We start from the raw sequence: 23017 nt of genomic DNA on the forward strand, positions 1-23017 counted from the left end.
CTCAATTCCCCAAGGTAACACCCTGAAAGCCCCATTGCGCCAAGGCTTGCGCCCACTTGCGGGCCACTGCCCCACTTCGGAACTGGGCGGCGTGCAAGCGGGCATTGTTGGACAGCGCTTTGTGGGCCGCTTCATCAGCCCACACCGCAGCCATGGCACGCGCCATGGCCTGCACATCGCCGCTGGGGCACAGCACGCCGGTCTGTGCTTGAAGGATCAAGTCGCGCGGGCCATAGGGCACATCAAAGGCAATGACCGGGCAACCATGGGCCTGGCTCTCCAAGGCCACCAAGGCAAACCCTTCGCGTTCACTGGTCAACAGGCTTAAGCCAGCATGCTCAAACACCTCCGCGGGGTGCTCGGCCCAGCCGGACAAATGAACCCGCCCGTTCAGGCCAAGCTGTTCGATGCGCTGATGCAAGGCGCGGCCAATCTCACCGTCCAAGGCACCCCGCCCATGAATGTGCAGGCTGGCTTGTGGACACTGTGCAGCCACGAGTGCGAAGGCGTCGATGGCCAAGTGGATTCGCTTTTCGGGGTTGAGACGGGCCAACACCACGGCCTTGAAGCGGCTGCGCTCCGACCAAGGCACTGGTGTGCCCTTGGCATCGTAGGGGTGCGGCACAGCACACACGGGGCTGCTTGGGCTGCGTGCTTTCCAGTCCGCGGCCTGGCTTTGGGTGGCCGTCACCAAGCCATCAAGCTGGTCAGCCCCCTTCAACACTGCGCGGTAATCGGTCAGCAGCGGCGCACTCATCGGTTGGCCCAGGCTTTGAGTGTGCACCGCATGAAGGCATGGCACCACGGCGATTTGCAAACCTTTGGACTCGCACTGGGTGCGGGCCTCCAAGGCCACTTCAAACCACGGCTTGTTTTTGTCCACCATGAGGAGGTGATGCTTGCGCTGCCCAGACATCATCAGTTGTTCAAGCCACCACTGGCGCAAGTCAGCCTCTTGATCAAAGGTGGCCACCACGGCGTGATGACGGTCTTTCATGCGCCACTGCGTGAGAACATCGCCACGGTCACCCGCCAAACGCTCGTGCTCAAGGGCCACAGAACCATCGGGCCGGAACCATTGCTCCAGGCGCACAGCCCCGGTGTTAGCGTCAAGGTGCTGGGTCTGGCTCAGAAAACCCCGGTGGTCATAGCGGTCGCGGCGTACTTTGCGCCCCGCCAGAAAATGGTTCACATGCGACAGTCGGCCCGTGCGTCCATGATGCACCGCATACATCAGCAAGCGGCCCTGCGCATCGTGCACCTTGAAGTCTATGCTGTTGGCCACGGCCTGCTGGGTACCCCCTTCAGGAATCACCAGTCGGGCAGTCAGGCCAAGTGTGTGCAGGCCATCGGGAATCTCCTGCACGCTGTCAAACAAATTGACCACGGTGGTTCGGTCGCTAAGCCGCCCCTGCTCGCGCAAAGCCAGCACCGCAGCACTGGCATGCGGGTTGTAGGCGGTGGTCAGCACGGTCACCGGCTTGTTCAGGTGCCGGTCAAACAGCGCAGCGCGTTGCAGGCTGGCGTATTCCAAACCCGCCATTTCAAAATCCAGGTTCAGGTTGAGAAAACACACCGCGGTGTCTGCCCACGGTTGCAGGTGCGGTTGTCGCACCCTGCCCAATGCTGGCTTGTAGCGCAGGCGTTCGGGCACCACGACCGGTTTGCGCTGAAGCAGAAATTTGCGATAAGCCACCAAGCCTGAGAGGTAGTGCTCCACATCGTCAATACGCACCCGGTAAGCGTGATGGCGTATGAAAAAGCTGCCGTCCACTTTGTGCGGGCAGGCGTAGAACATCGCCCACTCAGGCCAAAAATAGCCGGTCAGCAGGTAGTTGGCGCGGTGGTGCATGGCGCGGTAAAACTTGTCCACATCCACCTGGGCCAATAAGTCTTCAAGCTCGGGGTTGGCGGCCAGGCGTTGCAGCATCTGCTCAGCCGCCATCATCAATTCAAGCAAGGTTGGAAAGGTGGTGATGCGTTCCAGCACAAAGTCCAGGTGGCCCGCCACGTTGCGGATTCCAAACTCAAAGTAACGGCGTTGCGGCCGGTAGCGGGTCAGTTCATTGACGCAGTAGCTGAGCCAATGGTCGTGAATGTTGTCATGGCCTGCGGCGATGAAATACTCAAACGCCTTCTCCACAATCTGCAGATACAACATGACCCGCGTCAGCCTGAACAGGCGCATCAGGGCAAAGGCGGCCTCGCCATCGTAATAAATGATGCGGAAAGGCTCTTTCACCGACAGGTCGGGATAGTTCAGCACATGCACGAATCGCCCGGTTTCGGTGTTCAACATGGCGCCGATGCCCATGGCCAACTGGTGCATCAGCGGCAAGTACTGTTCGTCACGGGTCAGCTCGGTGTACTTGCACAGGGCCAGGATACACACGGCATTGCCGCCCAGTTTGATCTCATTACCGGTGTCCACCAAGAAAGCCGCTTGGGGCCCACGGGGCAGGTCGCACACCTTGATCAACTCGGTGGTGAGGTAATGCAGCGCGGCGTCGATGGATTCTTTCAGGGAGTCGCTTTGCGTCACCTCCCAGGCCTCAATCATGGCGTAGGTGGAACTGGCATGCCGCAAAGCGTTGTAGCTGGGCACACGGCGGTCGAAACAGGGAAAGAGGCCGTAAACAAAGCGGCCAGCAGCCACCCCTTCTGAATTACCGGGGGCATACACCTGCTCAGCCAGAAACTCGCTGGACCGCCGGATGAAGGCCTCGCAAGACTGAGCATCCAGGGGTTCCGACACGCGGCTCCCCGTGCGTGGGCCGACCAACTGCAAAGGCAAGGCCTTTGATGCACCGGGTTCCAGCACCACACCCACGGTTTTGAACAGCCAGACGGGTTGGGCGTCCCGCGCATCCAGGGTGAAATCGGCACCGTACTTGAGGCGGCCATAGCGGTTGAAATTGCCTTCATGCAATTGGGCAAACTCGCTCTCGTTGCTGCCGTACAGCATGGCATTGCCCGCCAACTCCATGTCCATGAACACATGACGGCATTGGGCGTCCAAGGCGATGCCTTCACGAAAATAATTCCGTTTGATAGTGCCCAAATGGGCCTTCAAGGCCCCCCAGTGGGTCATGCGGACATCGGCAGCCACGTCCAGGCGCAGCAGCAGGGTGGGCGTCAGTGCAAAATCGGGCCGCTGCAATAACCGGCCCAGCAGTGCTTCCCAGGCGGCTTTCAGCGTAGGGGCATGTTCATGCAGCACGGTGGCCCGCGTGTCCCCATGGGTGTAGGACACCATCAAACACGCGCTGCTGGGCGGCACTAGGCTGGTTTGGCTGGCCATGGCCAGCTCAAGGGCTTGGTACAGGTGCTGCAGGCGCTCGGTCAGTTTCACGGAAGGCAAGGCTGGGTTGATCAGTCACGTGCTGGCAGTATAGCCTTGCGGCCCCGTTCGCGGGGTAACCCGGCTACACTGGCAAGCCTGTACCAGGTCTGATTTCACCACCGATGTCCACACTGATTTTCAAAGCCGACTTGCTGACGCGCCAAGCGGATGCCGAACACCGCCCCGACCTGTGGCCCTGCCCTTCGCCCTTTGTGGCCAGCTTGACTGTGGGCCCGGAACACATGGATGAATTTGGCCACACCAACAACACGGTGTACTTGGTGTGGATGCAAGCCGTGGCAGCGCTGCATTCCAAGCACTTGGGGCTGACTTTTGATGACTTTGTCGCCTTGGGCAGCGGCTGCGTGGCACGGCACCACGACATTCATTACAAAAGGCCCAGTTTTGCCGGGGACACGCTGTGGGTGGCCACGTGGATCAGCCGCAACGAAGGCAAAACCGACATGCTGCGGCAGTACCACTTTGTGCGGGCCAGCGACTTGGCCACCATTGCAACAGGCAGCACCCAGTGGGTGTGTATCGACATGAACACCGGGCGCCCAAAACGACAGCCCCCGGAGTTCCTGTCTGCTTACCGGGTCACCAGCATCAACAACCCTGACGCGGACACTGCCGCCGACACCCAGTGATTCCAATGGGGCATGGCCGAACGTTGAAGCCATTCGCGGGCTTTGACCCCCACCGCCAGCAATCCGCCACTGGCCAGCAGCATACCGGCCATGAACGCATTAAAACCCACGGCGGGCGCTTCAAGCCCGTGGGCTGCACCATGACACGCCAAAGCGACTGACAACCCCACAGCCAGCAGCCCACTGGCGTGGCCCCGAATTGACTGTGGATGTATCAGCAACAACAGGCCACCGGCCAACACAGTGGCTGCCAGCACCCATTCGAGGCCGGGGACAACCCACCCTGCCGAGGCCACCAAGGCACCGAGCAACATGGCCAGAACATACATGCCCCCTTGCCTGAAAGCTGCACCCGCTTTCAGCGACAGGCCTGCACACAACAGCATGAGAAGATGGTCCGGGCCGGTAACGGGGTGAATCAAGCCAGACAACAGGGCCATACCGGTGGACGCAGTATCGGCCAGGCTATGCAGGTGGCCATCGTGCGCCAGCGCCAGGCTGGCCACACTCGACAGGCCAAGCGCCACCCCCGTGGATTGAACGGATTTTGTGTTGATGTGTTTAAACATATCGATATGTCCTGTATTCAGATGACCGCTTCTGCGGGGGGCATCACTTTCTGGGGCAGCATGCCCTCTTTCACAATGAAAGCGATGATGTCGTCCAGGCCCTTGGCCACCTTCAGGTTGGAGAAAATGAAGGGCTTTTCTCCGCGCATGCGGCGGGCGTCTTGGTCCATCACGTCCAGAGACGCGCCCACCATGGGGGCCAGGTCAATCTTGTTGATCACCAGCAAATCCGATTTCGTGATACCGGGGCCGCCTTTGCGGGGAATTTTGTCGCCTGCGGACACGTCGATCACATACAAGGTCAAATCGCTTAGTTCGGGGCTGAAGGTGGCGCTGAGGTTGTCGCCACCACTTTCAACGAACACTACATCCAGCGCACCAAATCGCTCAATCAGTTCGTCCACGGCGGCCAGGTTCATGGAGGCATCTTCTCGAATGGCCGTGTGTGGGCACCCGCCGGTTTCAACACCAATGATTCGGTCTGCGCTCAGGGCATTGTGGCGGGTCAGAAAATTGGCGTCTTCTTTGGTGTAGATGTCATTGGTGACTACGGCGATGTCGTAATGGTCACGCATGGCATAACACAGGGACTTCACCAGTGCGGTTTTGCCGGAGCCCACCGGGCCACCGATGCCCACTCTCAGGGTTTGTTTGGGTTTGTTGGTCATGAGTCCTCCTGGGTTTGATCAGTCACGAGCGGAACAATCGTGAATATTGGGTTTCATGCAAGGCGCTGGACAGGGCCATGCCCGGCAGGCAGCAACCGATGTCGCCAGCCTCCACCTGAAGCGCCTTGTCCACAGCGCCTGGCAACAGGGGTTGCAGGGCCGCAATCATTTGCTGTGACTGGGTTTGCCCCATGGGCAACAGCTTGGTGGCTGCCGACGCCTGCCCTTCCAGCCAGCTCCAGGCGTAGCCCAGGCATGCGGTACTGGCCGTCATGCCCCATTGGGCACAAGCCTGGCCAAACAGCGCAATGAACGTGGGTTCATCGCGCCGAACCAGCAGGCTGCTCAGGCCCAAGGTAGGCATCATGCGGGCCAGCGCCTCGCCCATGGCGCAATCGGCCAGGCGAAGTTCACGCGACTCCCGGCAGGCCAGCAGCAAGCGGTTGGCCCGTCGCAGGGCTTCAACATCATTGGCTTGCACCGCAGCCATGGCCAGGCTCAACACTGGCAACTCAACATGCACCAAGCCCAATTGCAGTTGCGTTTCAATCCACTCGCGTATCTGCACCGCATCGGTCAACCAGCCTTCCTCAATGGCGTATTCCAGCCCCTGAGAGAAGGAGTACGCACCCACTGGCAGGCTTACACTGCACAGGTGCATCAACTTCACCAGGTTCAGTGGGCTGACTTGTACGCCCTCAATGCTCATGGTGATGGTCATGCGTATGGGCGTGGCCACCCCGCGCATAGGCTCCGCTTTCAGGCACAAACACCGTTTGCATCGGCCTCAGTTGCAGCCCCAACTGGCTCAGCATGTCTTCCAGCACATGGTCCGGCTTGATGCGCAGCCAGCGCTCACCCACTTCCACTTTCACGTGGCGGTTGCCGAGGTGGTAACAGGCTTTGGAAAACACCGTCCAGTCGGCGCAGGTGGCCTGCACCACATCCTCAATGGCGCCCTCCACTTTCACAACACGTCCGCATTCGGATTTCAGGTACTCGCCAACCTCCAAAGGGCGGCCACGGTCCAGAAACAGTCGAACCTCTTCGCCAGTCTGGCTGAACAGCCGCATGCGGCCCCGTTCGCGCTGCTCGTGGGTCAAGGTGACCACGGCGGTCACGGGTTCATGGCAATGGGTGCCCAGGCGATGGTAAATGTCGAGCATGGTCATCCTTCAAAACAGGGAATACAGTTGGGCCATCGGCAACACGCGTGCAGGCTCGCAAGTCAACAATTCACCATCGGCCCGCACCTCATAGGTTTGTGGGTCAACGGTCACATTGGGCAGCCAGTTGTTGTGCACCATGTCGTGCTTGCTGATGTTTCGGGTGTTCTTGCAGGCCACCAAAGGCCGAACCAGCTTGAGCCGTTCGGCTAGCCCGTCATCCAGCGCGGCTTGCGAGGTGAAGGTGATCGAACAATGCGCCGCCGCTGTGCCCAAGGCGCCAAACATGGGCCTGAAGTGCACGGGTTGCGGTGTGGGAATAGAGGCGTTAGGGTCGCCCATGGGGGCCGCCGCAATCATGCCGCCCTTGATGATCATGGAAGGCTTCACGCCGAAGAATGCAGGCTTCCACAACACCAGGTCGGCCAGTTTGCCGGGTTCAATCGACCCGACTTGCTCGGACACGCCATGCGCAATGGCCGGGTTGATGGTGTACTTGGCGATGTAGCGGCGTGCGCGGAAATTGTCGGCACCCAGGGCCTCGTCTTCCTTGAGCAAGCCAAACTGGGTTTTCATTTTGTGTGCAGTTTGCCAGGTGCGGGTAATCACCTCGCCCACCCGGCCCATGGCCTGGGAATCCGAGGAGATCATTGAGAAGGCACCTCGGTCATGAAATATGTCCTCGGCTGCAATGGTTTCCTTGCGGATGCGCGAATCCGCAAACGCCACATCTTCGGGAATGTTGGTGTCAAGGTGGTGGCACACCATCAACATGTCCAGGTGCTCATCAACGGTGTTCACGGTGTAGGGCCGCGTGGGGTTGGTGGACGAGGGCAATACATTGGGCTGCGAACAGGCCTTGATGATGTCGGGCGCGTGCCCACCCCCTGCACCCTCGGTGTGGTAGGTGTGGATGACACGGCCTTTGAACGCAGCAATGGTGTCATCGACAAAACCGCTTTCATTCAAGGTGTCGGTGTGTATGGCCACCTGAATGTCGTATTCGTCGGCCACCGACAGGCAGCAATCAATGGACGCAGGGGTGGTTCCCCAGTCCTCATGCAGTTTCAAGCCAAATGCGCCTGCGCGAATCTGCTCCACCAAGGCTTGGGGCTGGCTTGCATTGCCCTTGCCCAGAAAACCGAAATTCATGGGCAGGCCATCGGTGGCCTGCATCATGCGCATCAGGTACCACGGCCCCGAGGTGCAGGTGGTGGCGTTGGTGCCGGTGGCTGGCCCGGTGCCGCCGCCAATCATGGTGGTGACGCCGCTCATCAAGGCTTCATCAATTTGCTGCGGGCAGATGAAGTGAATGTGCGCGTCAATACCACCCGCAGTCAAAATACTGCCCTCGCCCGCAATCACTTCCGTGCCCGGGCCAATCACCAAGGTCACCTCGGACTGAATGTCCGGGTTGCCTGCTTTACCCACACCCACGATGCGGCCGTCTTTGACACCCACATCGCCTTTCACAATGCCCCAGTGGTCCAGCACCACCGCATTGGTGATCACCAGGTCCAGCGCTTCTGCGCAACTGGCCTGGCTTTGGCCCATGCCATCCCGTATCACCTTGCCACCACCGAACTTCACTTCATCGCCGTAGACTGTGAAGTCTTTCTCCACCTCAATCCACAAGTCGGTGTCGGCCAGTCGAATGCGGTCCCCGGTCGTGGGGCCAAACATCTGGGCATAGCTGCTGCGGTCTATCTGGGTCATGTGCGGGGCACCTGGGTCAGCCGTGTACCGGCAAGGGAAGATTCAAAGGATTGTCAGGCTCATGCAACGGGCCCATCACCTGTCCGCGAAAACCATAGACCGTGCGGCTTCCGCGATAGGGCACCAGTTCAACTTCGCGACCCTGCCCCGGTTCGAAACGCACCGCGGTGCCGGAAGGAATGTTCAAACGAAAACCGCGTGCCAATGCCCGGTCAAACCGCAGCGATGGATTGACCTCGTAAAAGTGGTAATGCGAGCCCACCTGAATCGGTCGATCGCCCACGTTTTCAACACGCACGGTGCGCGTTTCCAAGCCTGCATTGAGTTCAATGTACCCTTGCTGCACTTTCACTTCTCCGGGGATCATGGCCTGCTCCTCAAACAATGGGATGATGAACAGTGACGAGTTTGGTCCCATCGGGAAAGGTGGCCTCCACCTGCACCTCGGCAATCAGCTCGGGTACACCGGGCATCACATCATCCACCCCCAGCAGGGTACGGCCATGGCTCATCAGTTCAGCCACGGTTTTTCCGTCCCGGGCCCCTTCCATGATGCCCATGGACAGGTAGGCCACAGCCTCGGGGTAATTGAGTTTCAGCCCACGGGCCAACCGGCGTTCAGCCAGCAGGGCCGCGGTGAAGATCAGCAGTTTGTCTTTCTCTCTGGGCAATAAGTCCATGGTTCTCTCGTCACTTGCTGGTGAAGCCAAAGGCCCTTGAAATCAGGTTCGCCAGATGCGGGGTTCGCAGGGGGGCTTGCCAGTCAACACAGGGCGCAATGCCTTCCATCCTTGTGTGAGCAATTTTCTTGCCCGGTTGGTGCAGGTGCCCAGCACCCGCAAACTGGCGAATTGCCCCAGTTCAGTGAATGCTGCGCGCTCAGTGGGTGCAGCGGCTGCGCACAGGCCGCGAAGGTGTTCCACCACTTCTGCGGGGATGCCCTGCTCAAAGGGCCCTGCCAGCATCAGGGCTGACACAGGCATGCCCTGAAAACCACACTTCTTTTCAAGCACATGGCGGGTTGAGGCATCAATCCGCAGGCGCTCACGAAAAGCCAATTCACCAAGGTGGTGCACATCGAGGGTTTGCAGAAACTCGCCTTGGTCAAACACTCGGCCATTGGCCGGCAGGCCCAAAGACAAAATGTCCCACAACATGATGCGTGAACCGGCCTGCAGATTCACCGAGGTGTTCAGGCCTGCGTGGGCGTCCGGATACACAATGGTTTCCAGGGGCAACCATTCCAGCGTGGCCTCGGGCCCCACCTCAAGGCGGTTGTCCTGCACTTGAAGGCTTCGGTCCGGCCGGGCCCTGTAAACACGCCCCGCCCCCGGGGTGGTGAGCAAGGCATGGGCTTGGGTGTCCACCTGCACATTCACGCGCAGGCGGTCTCCACTGACCAGGCCACCGGGCGGATGCAACAAGTACAGGTGGGCACAGTCTGGCCCTTCGGGATGAAAGGCCTTCTGAAGGTAAAGTGGCCCAGTGTGGGCCCAATGGGCCAGCCTGCTGCCACGGGGGCTGCGGTCCACCTGAATGTCCAGGCTGGCTGGCCAACTGGTGGGGGTGTGCAGGGGAAAGTCCCGTGGTGCGTTCATGTGTCGGGAAACTGTGTTTACACCGCCAGGTGTTTGGCAATCAATGCATCCGTCAGGTCGGGCATCAGGCCACTGGCCACCACCCGGCCCTTTTCCATCAAACGGAATTCCTTGCCCACTCGCCGTGCAAAGCCGAGTTTCTGTTCAACCAGAATCACCGTCATGCCCTCTTCCTCGTTCAGCTTGAGAATCACGTCACCAATCTGTTTCACGATGTTGGGTTGAATGCCCTCATTGGGCTCATCGAGTATCAGCACTTTGGGGTCCATCACCAAGGCACGGCCGATGGCCAACTGCTGCTGTTGCCCGCCGGACAAGTCCCCGCCGCGCCTGTGCAGCATGTCGCCCAGCACGGGAAACAATTCAAAAATTCGGTCGGGAATGCTGCGGGTTTTGTCCTTGCGCACGGGCAGGCCCAAACGCAGGTTTTCTTCCACCGTCAACAGCGGAAAAATTTCCCGACCTTGGGGCACGTATCCGATGCCTTGATAGGGGCGCTGCTCGGCAGCGGTGCCTTCAATGGCTTGTCCGTTCAGTTCAATGCGGCCCGAATGAACGGGCAGCAAACCCATCAGGCATTTGAGCAAGGTGGTTTTACCCACGCCATTGCGCCCCATGATGCAGGTGCAACTGCCGGGCTCGATGCTGAGGTCCAAGTCCCACAGAATCTGGGTGCCGCCATACTTCTGGCTGAGTTGACTGACCCGAATCATGCCGGTTCTCCCAAGTACACCTCAATCACGTCCTTGTTCTTTTGAATCTGGTCCATGGTTCCTTCAGCAAGGACCGTGCCTTGATGAAGCACCGTGACGGTGCGCGCAATGCTGCGTACAAACTCCATGTCGTGCTCCACCACAATCACGGTGCGCTCGCCCGCCAGGCTGTTCAGCAGCGCTGCGGTGTGCTCGGTTTCCTGGGCGGTCATGCCGGCGACAGGTTCATCGATCAACAACAATTGAGGATCGGACACCAGCAACATGCCAATTTCCAGCCATTGTTTTTGGCCATGGGACAACGCCCCCGCCAGCATGTCGGCCTGTTGGGTCAAGCCAATCTGCGCAAGCACATGGGCCATGCGGTCGCGTTGCTCGGAAGTCAGCCGTGCAAACAGGCCATGCCAGATGCCCTTGTTGGCCTTCAGGCTCATTTCCAGGTTGTCCAGCACGGTGTGTGCTTCAAACACGGTGGGCTTCTGGAATTTTCGGCCAATGCCCAACTGGGCGATTTCAGGTTCGGTCCGCTCCAGCAGGTTGATGTTCTGGCCAAAATACACGTTGCCCACATCAGGCTTGGTTTTGCCGGTGATGATGTCCATCAGTGTGGTTTTGCCCGCGCCATTGGCCCCGATCAAGCAGCGCAGTTCGCCTTGTTTGATGTACAGGTTCAAATCGTTGATGGCCTTGAAACCATCGAAGCTGACACTGAGCCCTTCCACGTAGAGAATCAATTCATGGGACACATCGGGGATGGGTGTTTTCGGTGACAGCGTCAGTGGGTTAAGGTTGATTTTTTTCATGCGGAAGCCTCCTGCGATGCACGGGCCTGCCGGGCGGCGCGAATCTGCCCCAGCAAACCGACCAAGCCTTTGGGCAGGTACAGGGTGACCAGCACAAACAGGGCACCCAAGGCGAACAGCCAAGCCTCGGGCATCAGTGCGGTGAACCGCGTTTTGGCGTAATTGACCAGCAAGGCGCCGGCGACGGCCCCATACAGGGTGCCGCGCCCGCCCACCGCCACCCAAATCACCACTTCAATCGAGTTGAGCGGAGAGAACTCACCGGGATTGATGATGCCGACCTGCGGAACATAGAGGGCACCCGCCAACGCGGCGATCAGGGCAGAGTAAACGAACAGCCAAAGCTTGTAATGGTCTGTCCGGTAACCAAGAAAGCGGACCCTGGCCTCGCCATCACGAATGGCCATCACCACTTTGCCGTAACGGCTTTTCATGATGGCCTGGCTGCACAGGAACACCAGCACCAGGAACAGCGCAGTAATGGCAAACAAGGCCACACGAGTGGTGTCCGCTTTCAAGTCAAAACCCAGCAACTCTTTGAAGTCGGTCAGGCCGTTGTTGCCACCAAACCCCATTTCGTTGCGAAAAAATGCGAGCAACAGTGCATAAGTCAAGGCCTGCGTCATGATGGACAGGTACACCCCTGTGACCCTCGACCTGAATGCCAGCCAGCCGAACACAAAGGCCAGCAGGCCGGGCACCAGCAGGGCCATCAGCATGGCAAACGCAAAGTGGTCCATGCCCCACCAGTACCAAGGCAATTCCTTCCAGTCCAGAAACACCATGAAGTCGGGCAGCAGCGCATTGCCATACACACCACGCTCACCGATCTGGCGCATGAGGTACATGCCCATGCCGTAGCCGCCGAGCGCGAAAAACGCGCCATGGCCTAGGCTGAGAATGCCGCAATAACCCCACACCACATCCACCGCCATGGCCAGCATGGCGTAGCACAGGTACTTGCCCAGCAGGGTGATGGTGTAAGTACTGACGTGCAGCACCGAGCCTTCGGGCACCAGCAGATTGGACAAGGACGCCAGCACCGTGACAATCAGCAAGGCTGCGACAACCCCACTGGTGGTGGCGTTTCGACCCGCCACCAGTTGACGCAAAGCGGAGGTCATGGCGCTCATTCAGCAGCCCTCCCCTTCTGGGGAAACAGGCCTTTGGGCCGTTTCTGAATGAAAAGAATCAGGAACACCAACACCAGTATGCTGGCCAGCACCGCACCAGTGACGGGCTCAAGGAACTTGTTGGCCACTCCCAGCGAGAACGCGGCAACCAAGGTACCCAACAGGTTGCCCACTCCACCAAACACCACCACCATGAATGAATCGATGATGTAGCTTTGGCCCAGGTTAGGCCCGACGTTGGTCAGTTGGCTCAAGGCCACGCCGGCGATACCGGCAATGCCCGACCCGAGCCCAAAGGTCATCGCATCGACCCGGGCGGTGCGTATGCCCATGGACTTGGCCATGTTCCGGTTTTGCGACACAGCCCGAACATTCAGGCCGAGGTTGGTTTTCTTCAGAATGAGTTGCAACACGAAATACACCAACAAGGCGAATAAAAAGATGTAAAGGCGGTTCAGGGTGATGGACAGCTCCGGGTTGATTTCAACCGAGCCACTCATCCACGCGGGTTGTGACACCTGCCTGTTCAAGGGGGAGAAAATGGTGCGCACCGCCTGTTGCAGAATCAGGCTGATGCCAAAGGTGGCCAGCAAAGTTTCCAAGGGGCGGCCATGCAGGTGGCGAATCACCAAACGCTCAATTAGTACACCCACCGCACCGGCCACCACAAAGGCCAGCGGAATGGCCAACCACAGTGAAAGATCAATCGAATTGGGCATCCACAATTGCACCACGTAGGTGGTGTATGCCCCCAGCATCATCATCTCGCCGTGGGCCATGTTGATCACGCCCATCACGCCGAAGGTGATGGCCAGGCCAATGGCGGCCAACAAAAGCACCGACCCCAGGCTTAAGCCAAACAGCAGTTGGTCAAGCAGGCTGTACAGCTTGGCGCGAAACGCCATTTGTTCCAGGGAATGAAACAGCGCCTCGCGCAGCTTGGGTTCGGTTTCATTGGCCAGCATGTTGTTCAGCAGGTTGCGAACGGCTGGGTACTGCGCCGAGCCCAGCTTGCGAACGGCTTCGACACGCAGCAGCGGGTTGTCCGAGTACTGTGCGCGCCCCATGGCAATTGCAGTGTCCATCACCACCTGAACCTTGGGCGACTTTTCATTCAGGCGCACCGCTTGAATGGCCTCAACAGTTTCGGGGGTCAGGTTCTCCAGCAAGGACACCACCGCCTTAAGCCGCACCGTGGAATCGCTGGCGCGAATTTGTACCCGGGCCATGGCGCCTTCAAGAAAGGAACGAATGGCGTTGTTCACCCGAACTTTGTTCAAGTGGTCCGCCGCATCCAGGGCAATGTTCTGCCCTTGTGCTATTGGCGTGTAGGCGGTGTCGCCCTGAACGTACAGCAGGCCCGCTTGAGGGTCGGCGTACAGCACCCCGTTGTTCAGCGCCTCAAACACAGGCAGGGCCAAGGGGTCTGCGCTTTTCTCAAGCGCGGACAGGATATCGGGTGTGTCAGCCAGCTCCGCTCGGCTCAAAGCCACTAAGGGCGAGCCTGCTGGTGTACTTGGCAGCGTGGTCTGTTCGGAGGGTGTTTGTGCCTGTGCAGCCGACCAATGCCACAACAGCAGCACGGTGAGGCATGACAGCATCAGGAAGGTGAGGCGTGCCCGTGCGGTGGGGTAGCTGCGGGCCGTGGCGACGGGTTTCACAATAAGCGTCCTGAATCTGAGGTGAATCAGGGGGCTGCCCAGCAGCCCCCGGTGCATTGCATCAAGCCATCAATACTTTTGGCCAGAGCACTTCTTCGTGACAGTGTTGTAGTTGCCGCAGTTGATGGGCGCTGTCCAGTCGGCAATGATGTCTTTGGAGCCGGGCAGGAAGTCGGACCATGCGTCCCCTTCAATGACCTTGGACTCGGACACCACTTCAAACTGACCGTTGGCCTGAATTTCACCAATCAGTACGGGCTTGCTCAAGTGGTGGTTCTTGCCCATCACCGCAGTGCCGCCTGTCAGGTTCTTGACCTTCTGGCCAATCATGGCTGCGCCCACTTTGTCCACTTCGGTGGTCTTGGCTTTTTCAACAGCCTGTGTCCACATCTTGAAACCAATGTAAGTGGCTTCCATGGGGTCATTGGTCACGCGCTTGGGGTTCTTGGTGAATGCCTGCCATTGTTTGATGAACGCCTTGTTCTCAGGTGTGCTCACACTCTGGAAGTAGTTCCATGCGGCCAGGTGACCAACCAGCGGTTTGGTGTCGATACCGGACAGCTCTTCTTCACCGACAGAGAAAGCCACCACCGGGATGTTTTTCGCAGTGATGCCTTGGTTACCCAGCTCTTTGTAGAAAGGCACGTTGGCGTCACCGTTGATGGTGGACACCACGGCAGTTTTCTTGCCGGTGCTGCCGAATTTTTTGATGTCCGCCACAATCGACTGCCAGTCGGAGTGACCAAACGGGGTGTAGTTCACCATGATGTCGGCAGGGCCCACACCTTTGGCCTTCAGGTACGCCTCAAGAATCTTGTTGGTGGTGCGGGGGTACACATAGTCAGTACCGGCCAGCACCCAGCGCTTCACACCTTGTTTCATCAGGTAGTCCACCGCAGGAATGGCCTGCTGGTTGGGCGCCGCACCGGTGTAGAACACGTTCTTGGATGACTCTTCCCCTTCGTACTGCACAGGGTAGAACAACAGGCCATTGAGCTCTTCAATCACGGGCAACACGGATTTGCGGGACACTGAAGTCCAGCAACCGAAAATAACATCCACTTTGTTTTTGGTCAGCAGTTCGCGGGTTTTCTCGGCAAACAGGGGCCAGTTGGACGCAGGGTCCACCACCACAGCTTCCAGCTTCTTACCCAGCAGGCCACCCTTCTTGTTCTGCTCATCCACCATCATCAACACGGTGTCTTTCAGGGTAGTTTCGGAGATGGCCATGGTGCCGGACAGAGAGTGCAACACGCCCACCTTGATGGTGTCGGCGGCCCAAGCCCCAGCGGTGGTCATTGCAGCGCTGGCCGAGAAGGCCAGGCTCAAAGCAACTTTCTTGAATTTCATTGGTAAACCCCTTGAACGTGGAAAACGAAAAACAACCACTCCATTGTTGGCAAGAGTGCGCGGGTGAACCATGGGCGGAATGACTGAGCCACCTGCGTCAAATGACGTAGACGTAGGCGTCAAATACTTGAAATACGCGGTGTGACGTAGGTCCAATACGCTTGGGAACGTATGGGCGCAGTGGCGGTAGGCTCCTACCATCGAGGTGGATTAACCAACCCACAGAGGACTTTCATGAAGCACGCCATGTTTCCCAAGAAGCACCGCTCCCCGTTGGCCAGCCTGCTGGTCTCCGGTTTGTTGCTGGGCGCACCGTTGACCAGTCACGCCGGGGCCACTGTGTCATTCGGCGAAGACAAATCCATCACCGTGGGCCTGGGCCTGCGCGCCAGCTTCACCAGCACCGAGGATGGCGCCCCCAACGGAACAAGCCGCTCCAAGGACTTCAACATTGACAGCACCCGGCTGTTTTTCTCGGGCCAACTGAGCAAAACCCTGAAAGGCACCTTGAACTTTGACCGCGACAGCACTGACACCATCAAGGTGCTGGACGCTTATGGCCAGTTTGAGCCCAGCCCTTACTACAACCTGTGGGTGGGCCGTCACCTGTCACCCGGCGACCGCGCCAACATGGATGGCCCGTACTACCTGAACACGGCCACCTACCCAGGCTTGGTGTCCAACTTCCCTGCGAAATTTGCAGGGCGTGACGACGGTGCCACTTTTTTTGGACGCGCCATGGACGGTCACCTGAACTACGCGGTCGGCGCATTCGATGGCCGCAACAAGGCATCCAACCTGCCCGCGGGCCTGGCTGCCACCACCTCCAACCAGTCTGACAGTTTGCTGTATGCCACCCGCGTGGCTTATCACTTCTGGGATGTTGAACCCGCACCCGCCTACCTCACCGCCAGCACCTACTATGGCGCTGCCGACATTTTGACCGTGGCTGTGTCCTACCAAACCCAGAAGAATGGCGTGGGTACCAACCTGATCAAAGACGATTACACCGCCATGTCTGCAGACGTATTAATGGAAAAGCGGCTGAAGGCGGGTGTGCTGACGCTGGAAGGCGCCACCTACAGCTATGCCTTCAGCCAGGCTGCAGCCAATGTGGATGTGACCAAAGCAGCCACCGGCATTGTGGCTGGCGATGCTTACCTGCTTGGCGCTGCTTTCCTGTTCCCCGAAAAAGTCGGGATCGGCAAAATTCAACCCTTTGTACGCTACCAAAAGTTCGAAGCTGACCCAGGTGTGGCGGTGTTGGTCACCAAACAGTCCGACATCGGTTCTCACTACGTGATTGATGGTTTCAATGCACGACTTGGGCTGACTTACTCAAACCTTGAGCGAACCGGTTTGAAGGACCAAAACAGCGTAATTTTGAGCATGCAGTACATCTACTGACCCACGCTTGTCCGGCGATTTGTTCAGCGCCCAAAGCCCCGCTTCACGCGGGGCTTTGTCATTGACGGCGCTCCAGAATACGTAGCGCTATGGCGGCCGCTGCGGTGCGGTTTTCAACGCCGAGTTTCGGAAAAATCTGTTCAAGGTGTTTGTTCACCGTGCGTGGGCTCATGCCCAGAATTTCCGCAACCTCACGGTTGGTTTTGCCTTGGGCAATCCAGTACAACACTTCGGATTCGCGTTCCGTCAGTTTGAGTTCGTCCTTCAACACTTCTGCACTGTCCAGTTTCTGCTCGTCAAACAAACGCAACAGGGACAGGCCACCCGGCTCATGCCCCAACAGTCGGACACTCAGGGGCAGGCCCAAATGGCCTATGTGCAACTGGGCACTGAAATCAGGGTCTTGCGACAACCAGGTTCGCAAGCAGCCTTCAAAGGATTCCATCACATGGCCTTCATCCAAACTCAAGCGCCCCAGCAATTCATGGCATTGAGGTGTGGCCCAAGTCACTCGTCCCAAGGGGTTCACGGTCATCAAGTGTTGCCCGGCGCCATCCAGTGCTGTCTGTGCAGTACGCCGCACGCGGGCATTGGCCAGATGAACCTTGATTCGCGCCAGCAATTCGCGAGGCTCCACGGGTTTGACCAGATAATCCACCCCACCGGCTTCAAGCCCGCGCACAATGTCCTCAGCGCCCTCAAGGCCGGTCATGAAAATCACGGGAATGTCCTCGACACCGGGTTCCCGCTTCAGGGTCCGGGTGGTTTCAAACCCGTCCATGTTGGGCATCACCGCATCCATGAGAATGATGTCAGGCCGAATCCGGCGGGTGATGGTCAATGCCTGCTTGCCCTCCAGCGCCACCAGCACATCCATGCCTGCGGCTTCCAGCGTGTCGTTGATCAAGGTCAAGGTGTCGGGGGAGTCATCCACCACCAGCACCACGTCACGTCGAGCGTGAGATCGGATCATTGCAACTCCATCGCATCCAGCATGTCCAGCATGCGAGCGTATTGAAAACGTTTGGCCAGCGCCGCAAGTTCAGTGTGTTCCATCACGCTGAACACCTGGCTGGCCAGCGCTTGGTTCAGTCCGTCCATCACACCTTTGGCATGGCCCAATTCCACACTGTTGCGCAAAGCGGCCAACAGCGTGGCTCGGCTTTCGGGGTCAACCATCAACCCGGTGCGTGGCAAAGCCTTTGCCTCGCCCAGCGCCGGGCTGGCCACGGACGGCGATGAAGCCATGGTCCAGGTCAGGCCCAAGTGCAGTGCCATCACATCCAGAAGGCGCTGGGTGTCCACCGGTTTGATCAAGTACTCTTTGTAAGGCGCACGGGTACCTGCATTGGATTCGGGCGGTTGTACCTCGGCAGACAACATCACCACCAACACATCGGGGTACTGCGTCTGAAGGCGACTGGCCAAGGTCAAGCCGTCCATCACAGGCATGGCCACATCCACCAGGGCCAAATCAGGAAGGTCCTGAACCTGATCCTGCTGCCCCAGCAAGGCCAGTGCCTCCACACCGTGCTGGGCCTCGGCCAATTCAAACCCCAAAGGCTCGAGCAGGTCGTGCATCCAGCCGCGCAACTGGGCGTCATCATCGACCACCAGAATGCGGCGCCTGCGCCCTTCATACCCGGTGATTCGGCCCGCCCGTTCCGGCACCGGCGGTGTGACCAACACCGAAGGCAACATCACGCTGAAAACAAAGCGACTGCCTTGTCCGGGCGCGCTGTGCATCTGGAGGTCACCCCCCATGATGTCAGTCAACAAGCGCACAATCGTCAAGCCTAGCCCGGTGCCCGGCAAGTTCATCGTCTCTTCGCTGCGGACCCGCTCAAAAGGCTGGAAGATGCGTTCCTGGTCCTGCTTGGCGATGCCCACACCCGTGTCTTGAATCACGAACTCGGCAACTTGGCTGCGGTAGCGCACGGTCAAACTGACCTGGCCGGCGGGCGTGTACTTGACCGCATTGGACAACAAGTTGATCAATACCTGCCGCAAACGCTTTTCATCAATACGCACCCAATCCGGCAGGTGGCCTTCCACCTGGCAGTGAAACCCGATGCCCTTAGTCTGAGCCTGCATCGCAAATATGTTGCGCAATTGCCCGATCAGCTCAGGCAGACACACCAAATCGCGGTTCAACACCAACCGACCCGCTTCAATTTTGGACACATCCAGCAGGCCCTCAATCAAATCCGTCAGGTACTGGCCGCTGCGCTGAATAATCCGCAGCCCTTCCTTCTGCCGTGCACCCAGCTCGGGCGACTCAGCCAGCAAGTGGGCGTACCCAAGAATGGACTGCAAAGGGGTGCGAAGCTCGTGACTCATGCCGCTGAGGTAGCGGCTTTTTGCATCACTGGCGCGTTCAGCCAAGTCCTTGGCGTCCTGCAAGGCGCGGTCGGTTTCCTTGTGGGCCTCAATCTCGAACATCAGTTTTTTAGTTTGTCGGTTCGACTCCAACTGCGCGACCAGCCGGCTTTCATGGGCCAGGATGAACAGCCAGGACACCACGCCGGAGACAATCAAAAGAATGAAGTACATCATGAACACGGCTTGACCGAGTACATCCTGTTGACTTGGGTCACCAGGCTTCAGGTGTTGGTGGACCAATGAGAGCACCACCGCATTGAGCAAGGCCAACAAGCCCCACATGGCGATGAATCGGCCAAGCCGTGAATTCACGCGCCGCACCCAGCGGGGGCTTAGAAACAAAGACAGAAAATCGATGATCTGGCTGGACAGCCGGGCCTTGGGTTTGCAACTGTCCAGGCAGCGGGCATCCAGCGAGCAGCACAATGAACAAATGGGCGCGGCATAGGCGGTGCAGTGGCTCATGTCTTCGCGCTCGAATTGATTCTCGCAAATGACACAACGCAAACGCTGCCCCAAGTACGTGCCTGCGGGCTCAGCCACCACCGGAATCAGTTCAATTGATTGCCGCGCGATGTAATAGCGCCCACGGGTCAATACCGCCAAGCCTGGCGCTGCCACGTAGCAGGTTCCCAAGGCAAAGAAATGGCTCAAGCCACTCACCCCTTGCCCAAACACGCCCAGGTAAGTGAGAAAACCCACGGTGCTGGCCACCAACATGGCCCCAACCCCCACGGGGTTGATGTCATACAGGTGCGCCCGTTTGAATTCGATACCGGGTGGGCTTAAGCCCAGCGGCTTGTTCACTGACAGGTCAGCGGCCAAAGTGCCCAACCAACTCACGGCCACAATGGCAAAAATGCCCAACACCGATTCCAGCGCTTCATAGATGCCCAATTCCATGAGCAGCAAGGCGATGCCCACGTTGAACACCAACCACACCACACGCCCCGGGTGGCTGTGGGTGACCCGGGAGAAAAAATTCGACCAGGCAATCGACCCCGCATAGGCATTGGTCAAATTGATTTTCATTTGGCAGGTCACCACCATGACACCGGCTAAAATCAATGCGGCATCGGGGTCATTCACCAAGTAAAGAAAGGCCCGCTGGTAAAGGTGTGCCGGGTCAGCGGCTTCATGCAGGCCCAGGCCAGCACGCACCGCCAGAAACGCCAGAAAGGAGCCCAGCAGCATCTTGATCAAGCCCGTGAAGACCCAGCCAGGCCCAGCCACGATCAACCAGAACCACCACTGCCTTTTGTTTTGGGCAGTGCGCTCGGGCATGAAACGCAGGTAATCCACCTGCTCGCCGATTTGGGCCACCAAAGCGAACAACACAGAGGCCGCCGCCCCGAACAGCGGCCAACTGAAGCCGCCTTGGTCCCCAAGTTCTGGCGGGGTGTAACTGGCCCAATCGCTCACGCTGTGAAACTCTTGGGCAATGACTGCCCCCAGCGCCAATACCTGAAGCACCAGCCACACCTTGTGTGAAGCCACCTGGAACTTGCTGATGGCGGTAATGCCATGTGTCACGACAGGGATGACTGCAATGGAAGCAAACAGGTAGCCCAAGGCCAAGGGAATGCCGAAAATCAATTCCAGCGCCGAGGCCAGAATAGCCGCCTCAATGGCAAAAAAGATGAAGGTAAAGGAGGCATAAATCAGCGAGGTGATGGTGCTGCCCATGTAGCCAAAACCGGCACCACGGGTCAGCAGGTCAATGTCCAAACCATGGCGGGCCGAGTAATAGCTGATGGGCAAACCCGTGATGAAGAACAGCAGACACACCACCAACATGGCGGCCACCGCATTCAAAAAGCCGTAGTTCAGCGTGATACCAGCCGCCAAACTTTCCAAAGCCAGAAAGGACGCAGCCCCCAAGGCTGTGGTGCCCACTGTGGCGATGGACATGTGCCGCCCCTGCCGGGCGGTGTACCGCAAAGCAAAGTCTTCCAGGGTTTGGTCCGCCACCCATTTGTTGTATCGGCGGCGCACCTTGAAAATGCGTTGGGGGGCACTCATGGCTGTCCGAAAGATCCGGTCGGGATGCCCGATTCACCAGAATGGTGAACCCAGAGGCATTTGACGCTTAACAAAGCAAAAGCCGTTCCTTGTGAAGACTTGCTTACAGGCTGTGCAACCGGGCACACAGTGTCGGTAATTCACTTATACTGACCACAAAGAGTTAACCCGGATGCAATCACCCATGAAGCCTGCCTTGAAGACCACCCTGGCCCTGTCACTGCTGCTTGCATGGGGGCATGCGCCGCTTCAAGCCCAGACATCCAACGCCAACTCACCGGCCACTGCCTCGGCCACAGCCAGCAAAGGGCTGACACTGACGGACGCGCTCAACCTCGTGGTGCGCAGCCACCCCAGCATTCAGGCTGCCCGTGGCCGTTACGACGCCGCCGCCACCGACTTTGAGGGTGCCCAATATCAGGCCTTCCCGACGCTGGGTGTCGACGCAGGCTCGTCCAGCTCAGGTGGCAAGATTTCCACCATCAGCATCACCCAGCCTGTGTATGCCTTTGGCCGTATCAGCAATGCGATTGACGCGTCGGAAAAGCGCGTGGACCAAAACCGCAATGCAGTGAACGAGGTGGCGCTGGACCTTCAGGACAAGGCAGTGTCCGCCTACTTTGAAACCCTGAAAGCCCGTGACCGGCTGCGCGTGGCGCAAGACAACCTGGCCGCCCACCAGTCGCTGGCCTCCATGCTGAAACGCCGGGCTGAAGGTGGCGTGGCCAGCACCAGCGACCTGACTTTGGCAGGCGCGCGCCTGAGCAGTGCCCAAAACGAAGAACTGATTGCACAGGCCAACCTGCGCAAAGCCCAATCAGCCCTGCGCAAGTTGATCAACCAAGCCGATGTGATGCCGCAAGACGCCATCCGCCTGAACAGCCTCGAGGCCAGCCTGCCCCAACTGCAGGACGAAGCCATTGCCTACTCGCCCACCACCCGCAAACTGCGCGATGAAGCCAAAGCCCAGCAATTGGAGGCAAAATCTGCCTACGGTGCGGCCATGCCACAAGTGGTGATTCGCGGCGAGCAGATTGAACAAAACTACGGCACCCAGTTTCGTGATTCCCGCGTAATTGCAGCCATTCAATACCAGCCGGGCGCTGGCCTGTCGGCCTTCAGCCGCGCCAAATCCGCCGAACAGCGGGCGGTTGCAGCCCAGTCTGACGTGGATGCAGCCTTGCTGGAACTGGGCGACAAAGTCACCGTGCTCTACAACGACATGCAGACCTCCGGTTCACAACTGAGCACGCTTGAATTGATGCGCCAAGCCAACCGGGACTTGATTCTCAGCTTCTACCGCCAGTTTCAGGTGGGCAAGCGGTCTTGGCTGGATGTGCTGAACGCCCAGCGTGAATCGGCCCAAACGGAATATGGCTATGTCGATTCCTATTATTCTCACCAATCGGCCATCCGCCGCCTGAGCTTGGTCACAGGCCGTGCAGACACCATCGGCGGCGTGCCTTTTGTGGGCGACCTGCCCACAAAGTCCCGTTTGTTTGAAACTGTAGAGCCACTGGAAAAAACACCGGTTGAACCCCCTCCTGCGCCGGTTCAGGAAGAAAAACCCAAGGCTAAGCCCAAGCGTAAAACCTCGGAAGTGGACGGTGCGCCCGGCGATGCAGCCGTGGTACCCGAAGCCCCCGCTGCGCAACCCGTGGTGATTGAAAAAACCGTATCCAACCCAGCGCCGGTTCAATCCACCGACGAAGCCATATTTTCAACGCTGAAAGAGTCGGCGGATCAGGCCGTACAGTCTGAGTCCGACTCCGTCGAAGCATTTTTTGCCGTACTGGCCCAGCAGTCCAGTGACGAGTTTGTACAAAGCCGTTGAAG

The 23017-nt window shown here is 58.6% G+C and carries 19 protein-coding genes; 3 read left to right on the plus strand and 16 right to left on the minus strand.

The genetic code is table 11. The features are described from left to right. Position 1: 1 nt before the first annotated feature. Positions 2 to 3352 carry a glycosyltransferase gene (locus ACK4FF_RS09905; protein ID WP_409708727.1) on the minus strand — a complete coding sequence of 1117 codons (3351 nt, stop codon included), beginning with the start codon at positions 3350 to 3352 and terminating at the stop codon, positions 2 to 4. 113 nt (positions 3353 to 3465) lie between these two features. Here ACK4FF_RS09905 and ACK4FF_RS09910 point away from each other — a divergent pair, with 113 nt between their 5' ends. Next, the gene (locus ACK4FF_RS09910) at positions 3466 to 3993 is read left to right on the plus strand and encodes an acyl-CoA thioesterase (protein ID WP_409708240.1); all 528 of its coding nucleotides are present in this window, start codon (positions 3466 to 3468) and stop codon (positions 3991 to 3993) included. Here the strand turns inward: ACK4FF_RS09910 and ACK4FF_RS09915 are convergent. The 13 genes from ACK4FF_RS09915 to urtA all read right to left on the minus strand — a co-directional run bounded on the left by ACK4FF_RS09915 (position 3936) and on the right by urtA (position 15370). Then, complete coding sequence (locus ACK4FF_RS09915; RefSeq protein ID WP_409708243.1) at positions 3936 to 4562, minus strand: HupE/UreJ family protein; 627 nt, start codon at positions 4560 to 4562, stop codon at positions 3936 to 3938. The two genes, ACK4FF_RS09910 and ACK4FF_RS09915, sit on opposite strands and share 58 nt — an antisense overlap. 17 nt (positions 4563 to 4579) lie before the next feature. Continuing rightward, a complete protein-coding gene (ureG, locus tag ACK4FF_RS09920; RefSeq protein ID WP_409708246.1) occupies positions 4580 to 5230 on the minus strand; it encodes an urease accessory protein UreG in 651 nt (216 codons plus the stop codon). Positions 5231 to 5252: 22 nt separating this feature from the next. Next, on the minus strand, positions 5253 to 5969 hold the full coding sequence (locus ACK4FF_RS09925; protein ID WP_409708249.1) for an urease accessory protein UreF: 717 nt from the start codon (positions 5967 to 5969) through the stop codon (positions 5253 to 5255). After that, complete coding sequence (gene ureE / locus ACK4FF_RS09930; protein WP_409708252.1) at positions 5929 to 6396, minus strand: urease accessory protein UreE; 468 nt, start codon at positions 6394 to 6396, stop codon at positions 5929 to 5931. Before ureE ends, ACK4FF_RS09925 begins: the two co-directional genes overlap by 41 nt. A gap of 9 nt (positions 6397 to 6405) precedes the next feature. Beyond that, positions 6406 to 8112 carry an urease subunit alpha gene (gene ureC / locus ACK4FF_RS09935; RefSeq protein WP_409708255.1) on the minus strand — a complete coding sequence of 569 codons (1707 nt, stop codon included), beginning with the start codon at positions 8110 to 8112 and terminating at the stop codon, positions 6406 to 6408. 16 nt (positions 8113 to 8128) lie between these two features. Further along, a complete protein-coding gene (locus ACK4FF_RS09940; RefSeq protein ID WP_409708258.1) occupies positions 8129 to 8479 on the minus strand; it encodes an urease subunit beta in 351 nt (116 codons plus the stop codon). Positions 8480 to 8489: 10 nt separating this feature from the next. Further along, complete coding sequence (locus ACK4FF_RS09945; protein ID WP_409708260.1) at positions 8490 to 8792, minus strand: urease subunit gamma; 303 nt, start codon at positions 8790 to 8792, stop codon at positions 8490 to 8492. A gap of 42 nt (positions 8793 to 8834) precedes the next feature. Beyond that, a complete protein-coding gene (locus ACK4FF_RS09950; RefSeq protein ID WP_409708263.1) occupies positions 8835 to 9710 on the minus strand; it encodes an urease accessory protein UreD in 876 nt (291 codons plus the stop codon). Positions 9711 to 9727: 17 nt separating this feature from the next. Continuing rightward, positions 9728 to 10423: an urea ABC transporter ATP-binding subunit UrtE gene (urtE, locus tag ACK4FF_RS09955; protein WP_409708267.1), complete on the minus strand. Its 696-nt coding sequence runs from the start codon at positions 10421 to 10423 to the stop codon at positions 9728 to 9730. Further along, positions 10420 to 11226 (minus strand): urea ABC transporter ATP-binding protein UrtD, encoded by an 807-nt coding sequence (gene urtD / locus ACK4FF_RS09960; RefSeq protein ID WP_409708270.1) that lies wholly within the window; start codon positions 11224 to 11226, stop codon positions 10420 to 10422. The genes urtE and urtD overlap by 4 nt, the downstream gene beginning before the upstream one ends. After that, positions 11223 to 12359, minus strand: coding sequence for an urea ABC transporter permease subunit UrtC (gene urtC / locus ACK4FF_RS09965; protein ID WP_409708273.1), 1137 nt, complete (start codon positions 12357 to 12359; stop codon positions 11223 to 11225). The genes urtD and urtC overlap by 4 nt, the downstream gene beginning before the upstream one ends. Continuing rightward, the gene (urtB, locus tag ACK4FF_RS09970; RefSeq protein ID WP_409708276.1) at positions 12356 to 14020 is read right to left on the minus strand and encodes an urea ABC transporter permease subunit UrtB; all 1665 of its coding nucleotides are present in this window, start codon (positions 14018 to 14020) and stop codon (positions 12356 to 12358) included. The genes urtC and urtB overlap by 4 nt, the downstream gene beginning before the upstream one ends. Before the next feature lie 69 nt (positions 14021 to 14089). Then, on the minus strand, positions 14090 to 15370 hold the full coding sequence (urtA, locus tag ACK4FF_RS09975; RefSeq protein ID WP_409708279.1) for an urea ABC transporter substrate-binding protein: 1281 nt from the start codon (positions 15368 to 15370) through the stop codon (positions 14090 to 14092). Positions 15371 to 15604: 234 nt separating this feature from the next. Here urtA and ACK4FF_RS09980 point away from each other — a divergent pair, with 234 nt between their 5' ends. After that, positions 15605 to 16777 carry a porin gene (locus tag ACK4FF_RS09980; protein ID WP_409708282.1) on the plus strand — a complete coding sequence of 391 codons (1173 nt, stop codon included), beginning with the start codon at positions 15605 to 15607 and terminating at the stop codon, positions 16775 to 16777. Positions 16778 to 16835: 58 nt separating this feature from the next. Here ACK4FF_RS09980 and ACK4FF_RS09985 read toward each other — a convergent pair whose 3' ends face one another. Both ACK4FF_RS09985 and ACK4FF_RS09990 read right to left on the minus strand, forming a co-directional pair. Beyond that, the gene (locus ACK4FF_RS09985; RefSeq protein WP_409708285.1) at positions 16836 to 17750 is read right to left on the minus strand and encodes a response regulator; all 915 of its coding nucleotides are present in this window, start codon (positions 17748 to 17750) and stop codon (positions 16836 to 16838) included. Continuing rightward, positions 17747 to 21181 (minus strand): ATP-binding protein, encoded by a 3435-nt coding sequence (locus tag ACK4FF_RS09990; RefSeq protein WP_409708288.1) that lies wholly within the window; start codon positions 21179 to 21181, stop codon positions 17747 to 17749. The genes ACK4FF_RS09985 and ACK4FF_RS09990 overlap by 4 nt, the downstream gene beginning before the upstream one ends. Positions 21182 to 21353: 172 nt before the next feature. On the opposite strand from ACK4FF_RS09990, the gene ACK4FF_RS09995 reads away from it, so the two are divergent. Next, positions 21354 to 23015 carry a TolC family protein gene (locus tag ACK4FF_RS09995; protein WP_409708291.1) on the plus strand — a complete coding sequence of 554 codons (1662 nt, stop codon included), beginning with the start codon at positions 21354 to 21356 and terminating at the stop codon, positions 23013 to 23015. The last annotated feature ends 2 nt before the right edge of the window (positions 23016 to 23017 follow it).

The organism is Limnobacter sp. (assembly GCF_046297615.1).
Classification (GTDB): Bacteria; Pseudomonadota; Gammaproteobacteria; order Burkholderiales; family Burkholderiaceae_B; genus Limnobacter.

Coding starts and splice junctions, on each gene's coding strand:
- ureE (WP_409708252.1), bottom strand. CDS start 6,396: ATGCTCGACATTTACCATCGCCTGGGCACCCATTGCCATGAACCCGTG.
- ACK4FF_RS09990 (WP_409708288.1), bottom strand. CDS start 21,181: ATGAGTGCCCCCCAACGCATTTTCAAGGTGCGCCGCCGATACAACAAA.
- ACK4FF_RS09910 (WP_409708240.1), top strand. CDS start 3,466: ATGTCCACACTGATTTTCAAAGCCGACTTGCTGACGCGCCAAGCGGAT.
- urtE (WP_409708267.1), bottom strand. CDS start 10,423: ATGATTCGGGTCAGTCAACTCAGCCAGAAGTATGGCGGCACCCAGATT.
- ACK4FF_RS09950 (WP_409708263.1), bottom strand. CDS start 9,710: ATGAACGCACCACGGGACTTTCCCCTGCACACCCCCACCAGTTGGCCA.
- ACK4FF_RS09980 (WP_409708282.1), top strand. CDS start 15,605: ATGAAGCACGCCATGTTTCCCAAGAAGCACCGCTCCCCGTTGGCCAGC.
- ACK4FF_RS09915 (WP_409708243.1), bottom strand. CDS start 4,562: ATGTTTAAACACATCAACACAAAATCCGTTCAATCCACGGGGGTGGCG.
- urtA (WP_409708279.1), bottom strand. CDS start 15,370: ATGAAATTCAAGAAAGTTGCTTTGAGCCTGGCCTTCTCGGCCAGCGCT.
- urtD (WP_409708270.1), bottom strand. CDS start 11,226: ATGAAAAAAATCAACCTTAACCCACTGACGCTGTCACCGAAAACACCC.
- urtC (WP_409708273.1), bottom strand. CDS start 12,359: ATGAGCGCCATGACCTCCGCTTTGCGTCAACTGGTGGCGGGTCGAAAC.
- ureC (WP_409708255.1), bottom strand. CDS start 8,112: ATGACCCAGATAGACCGCAGCAGCTATGCCCAGATGTTTGGCCCCACG.
- ACK4FF_RS09945 (WP_409708260.1), bottom strand. CDS start 8,792: ATGGACTTATTGCCCAGAGAGAAAGACAAACTGCTGATCTTCACCGCG.
- ACK4FF_RS09995 (WP_409708291.1), top strand. CDS start 21,354: ATGCAATCACCCATGAAGCCTGCCTTGAAGACCACCCTGGCCCTGTCA.
- ACK4FF_RS09985 (WP_409708285.1), bottom strand. CDS start 17,750: ATGATCCGATCTCACGCTCGACGTGACGTGGTGCTGGTGGTGGATGAC.
- ureG (WP_409708246.1), bottom strand. CDS start 5,230: ATGACCAACAAACCCAAACAAACCCTGAGAGTGGGCATCGGTGGCCCG.
- ACK4FF_RS09940 (WP_409708258.1), bottom strand. CDS start 8,479: ATGATCCCCGGAGAAGTGAAAGTGCAGCAAGGGTACATTGAACTCAAT.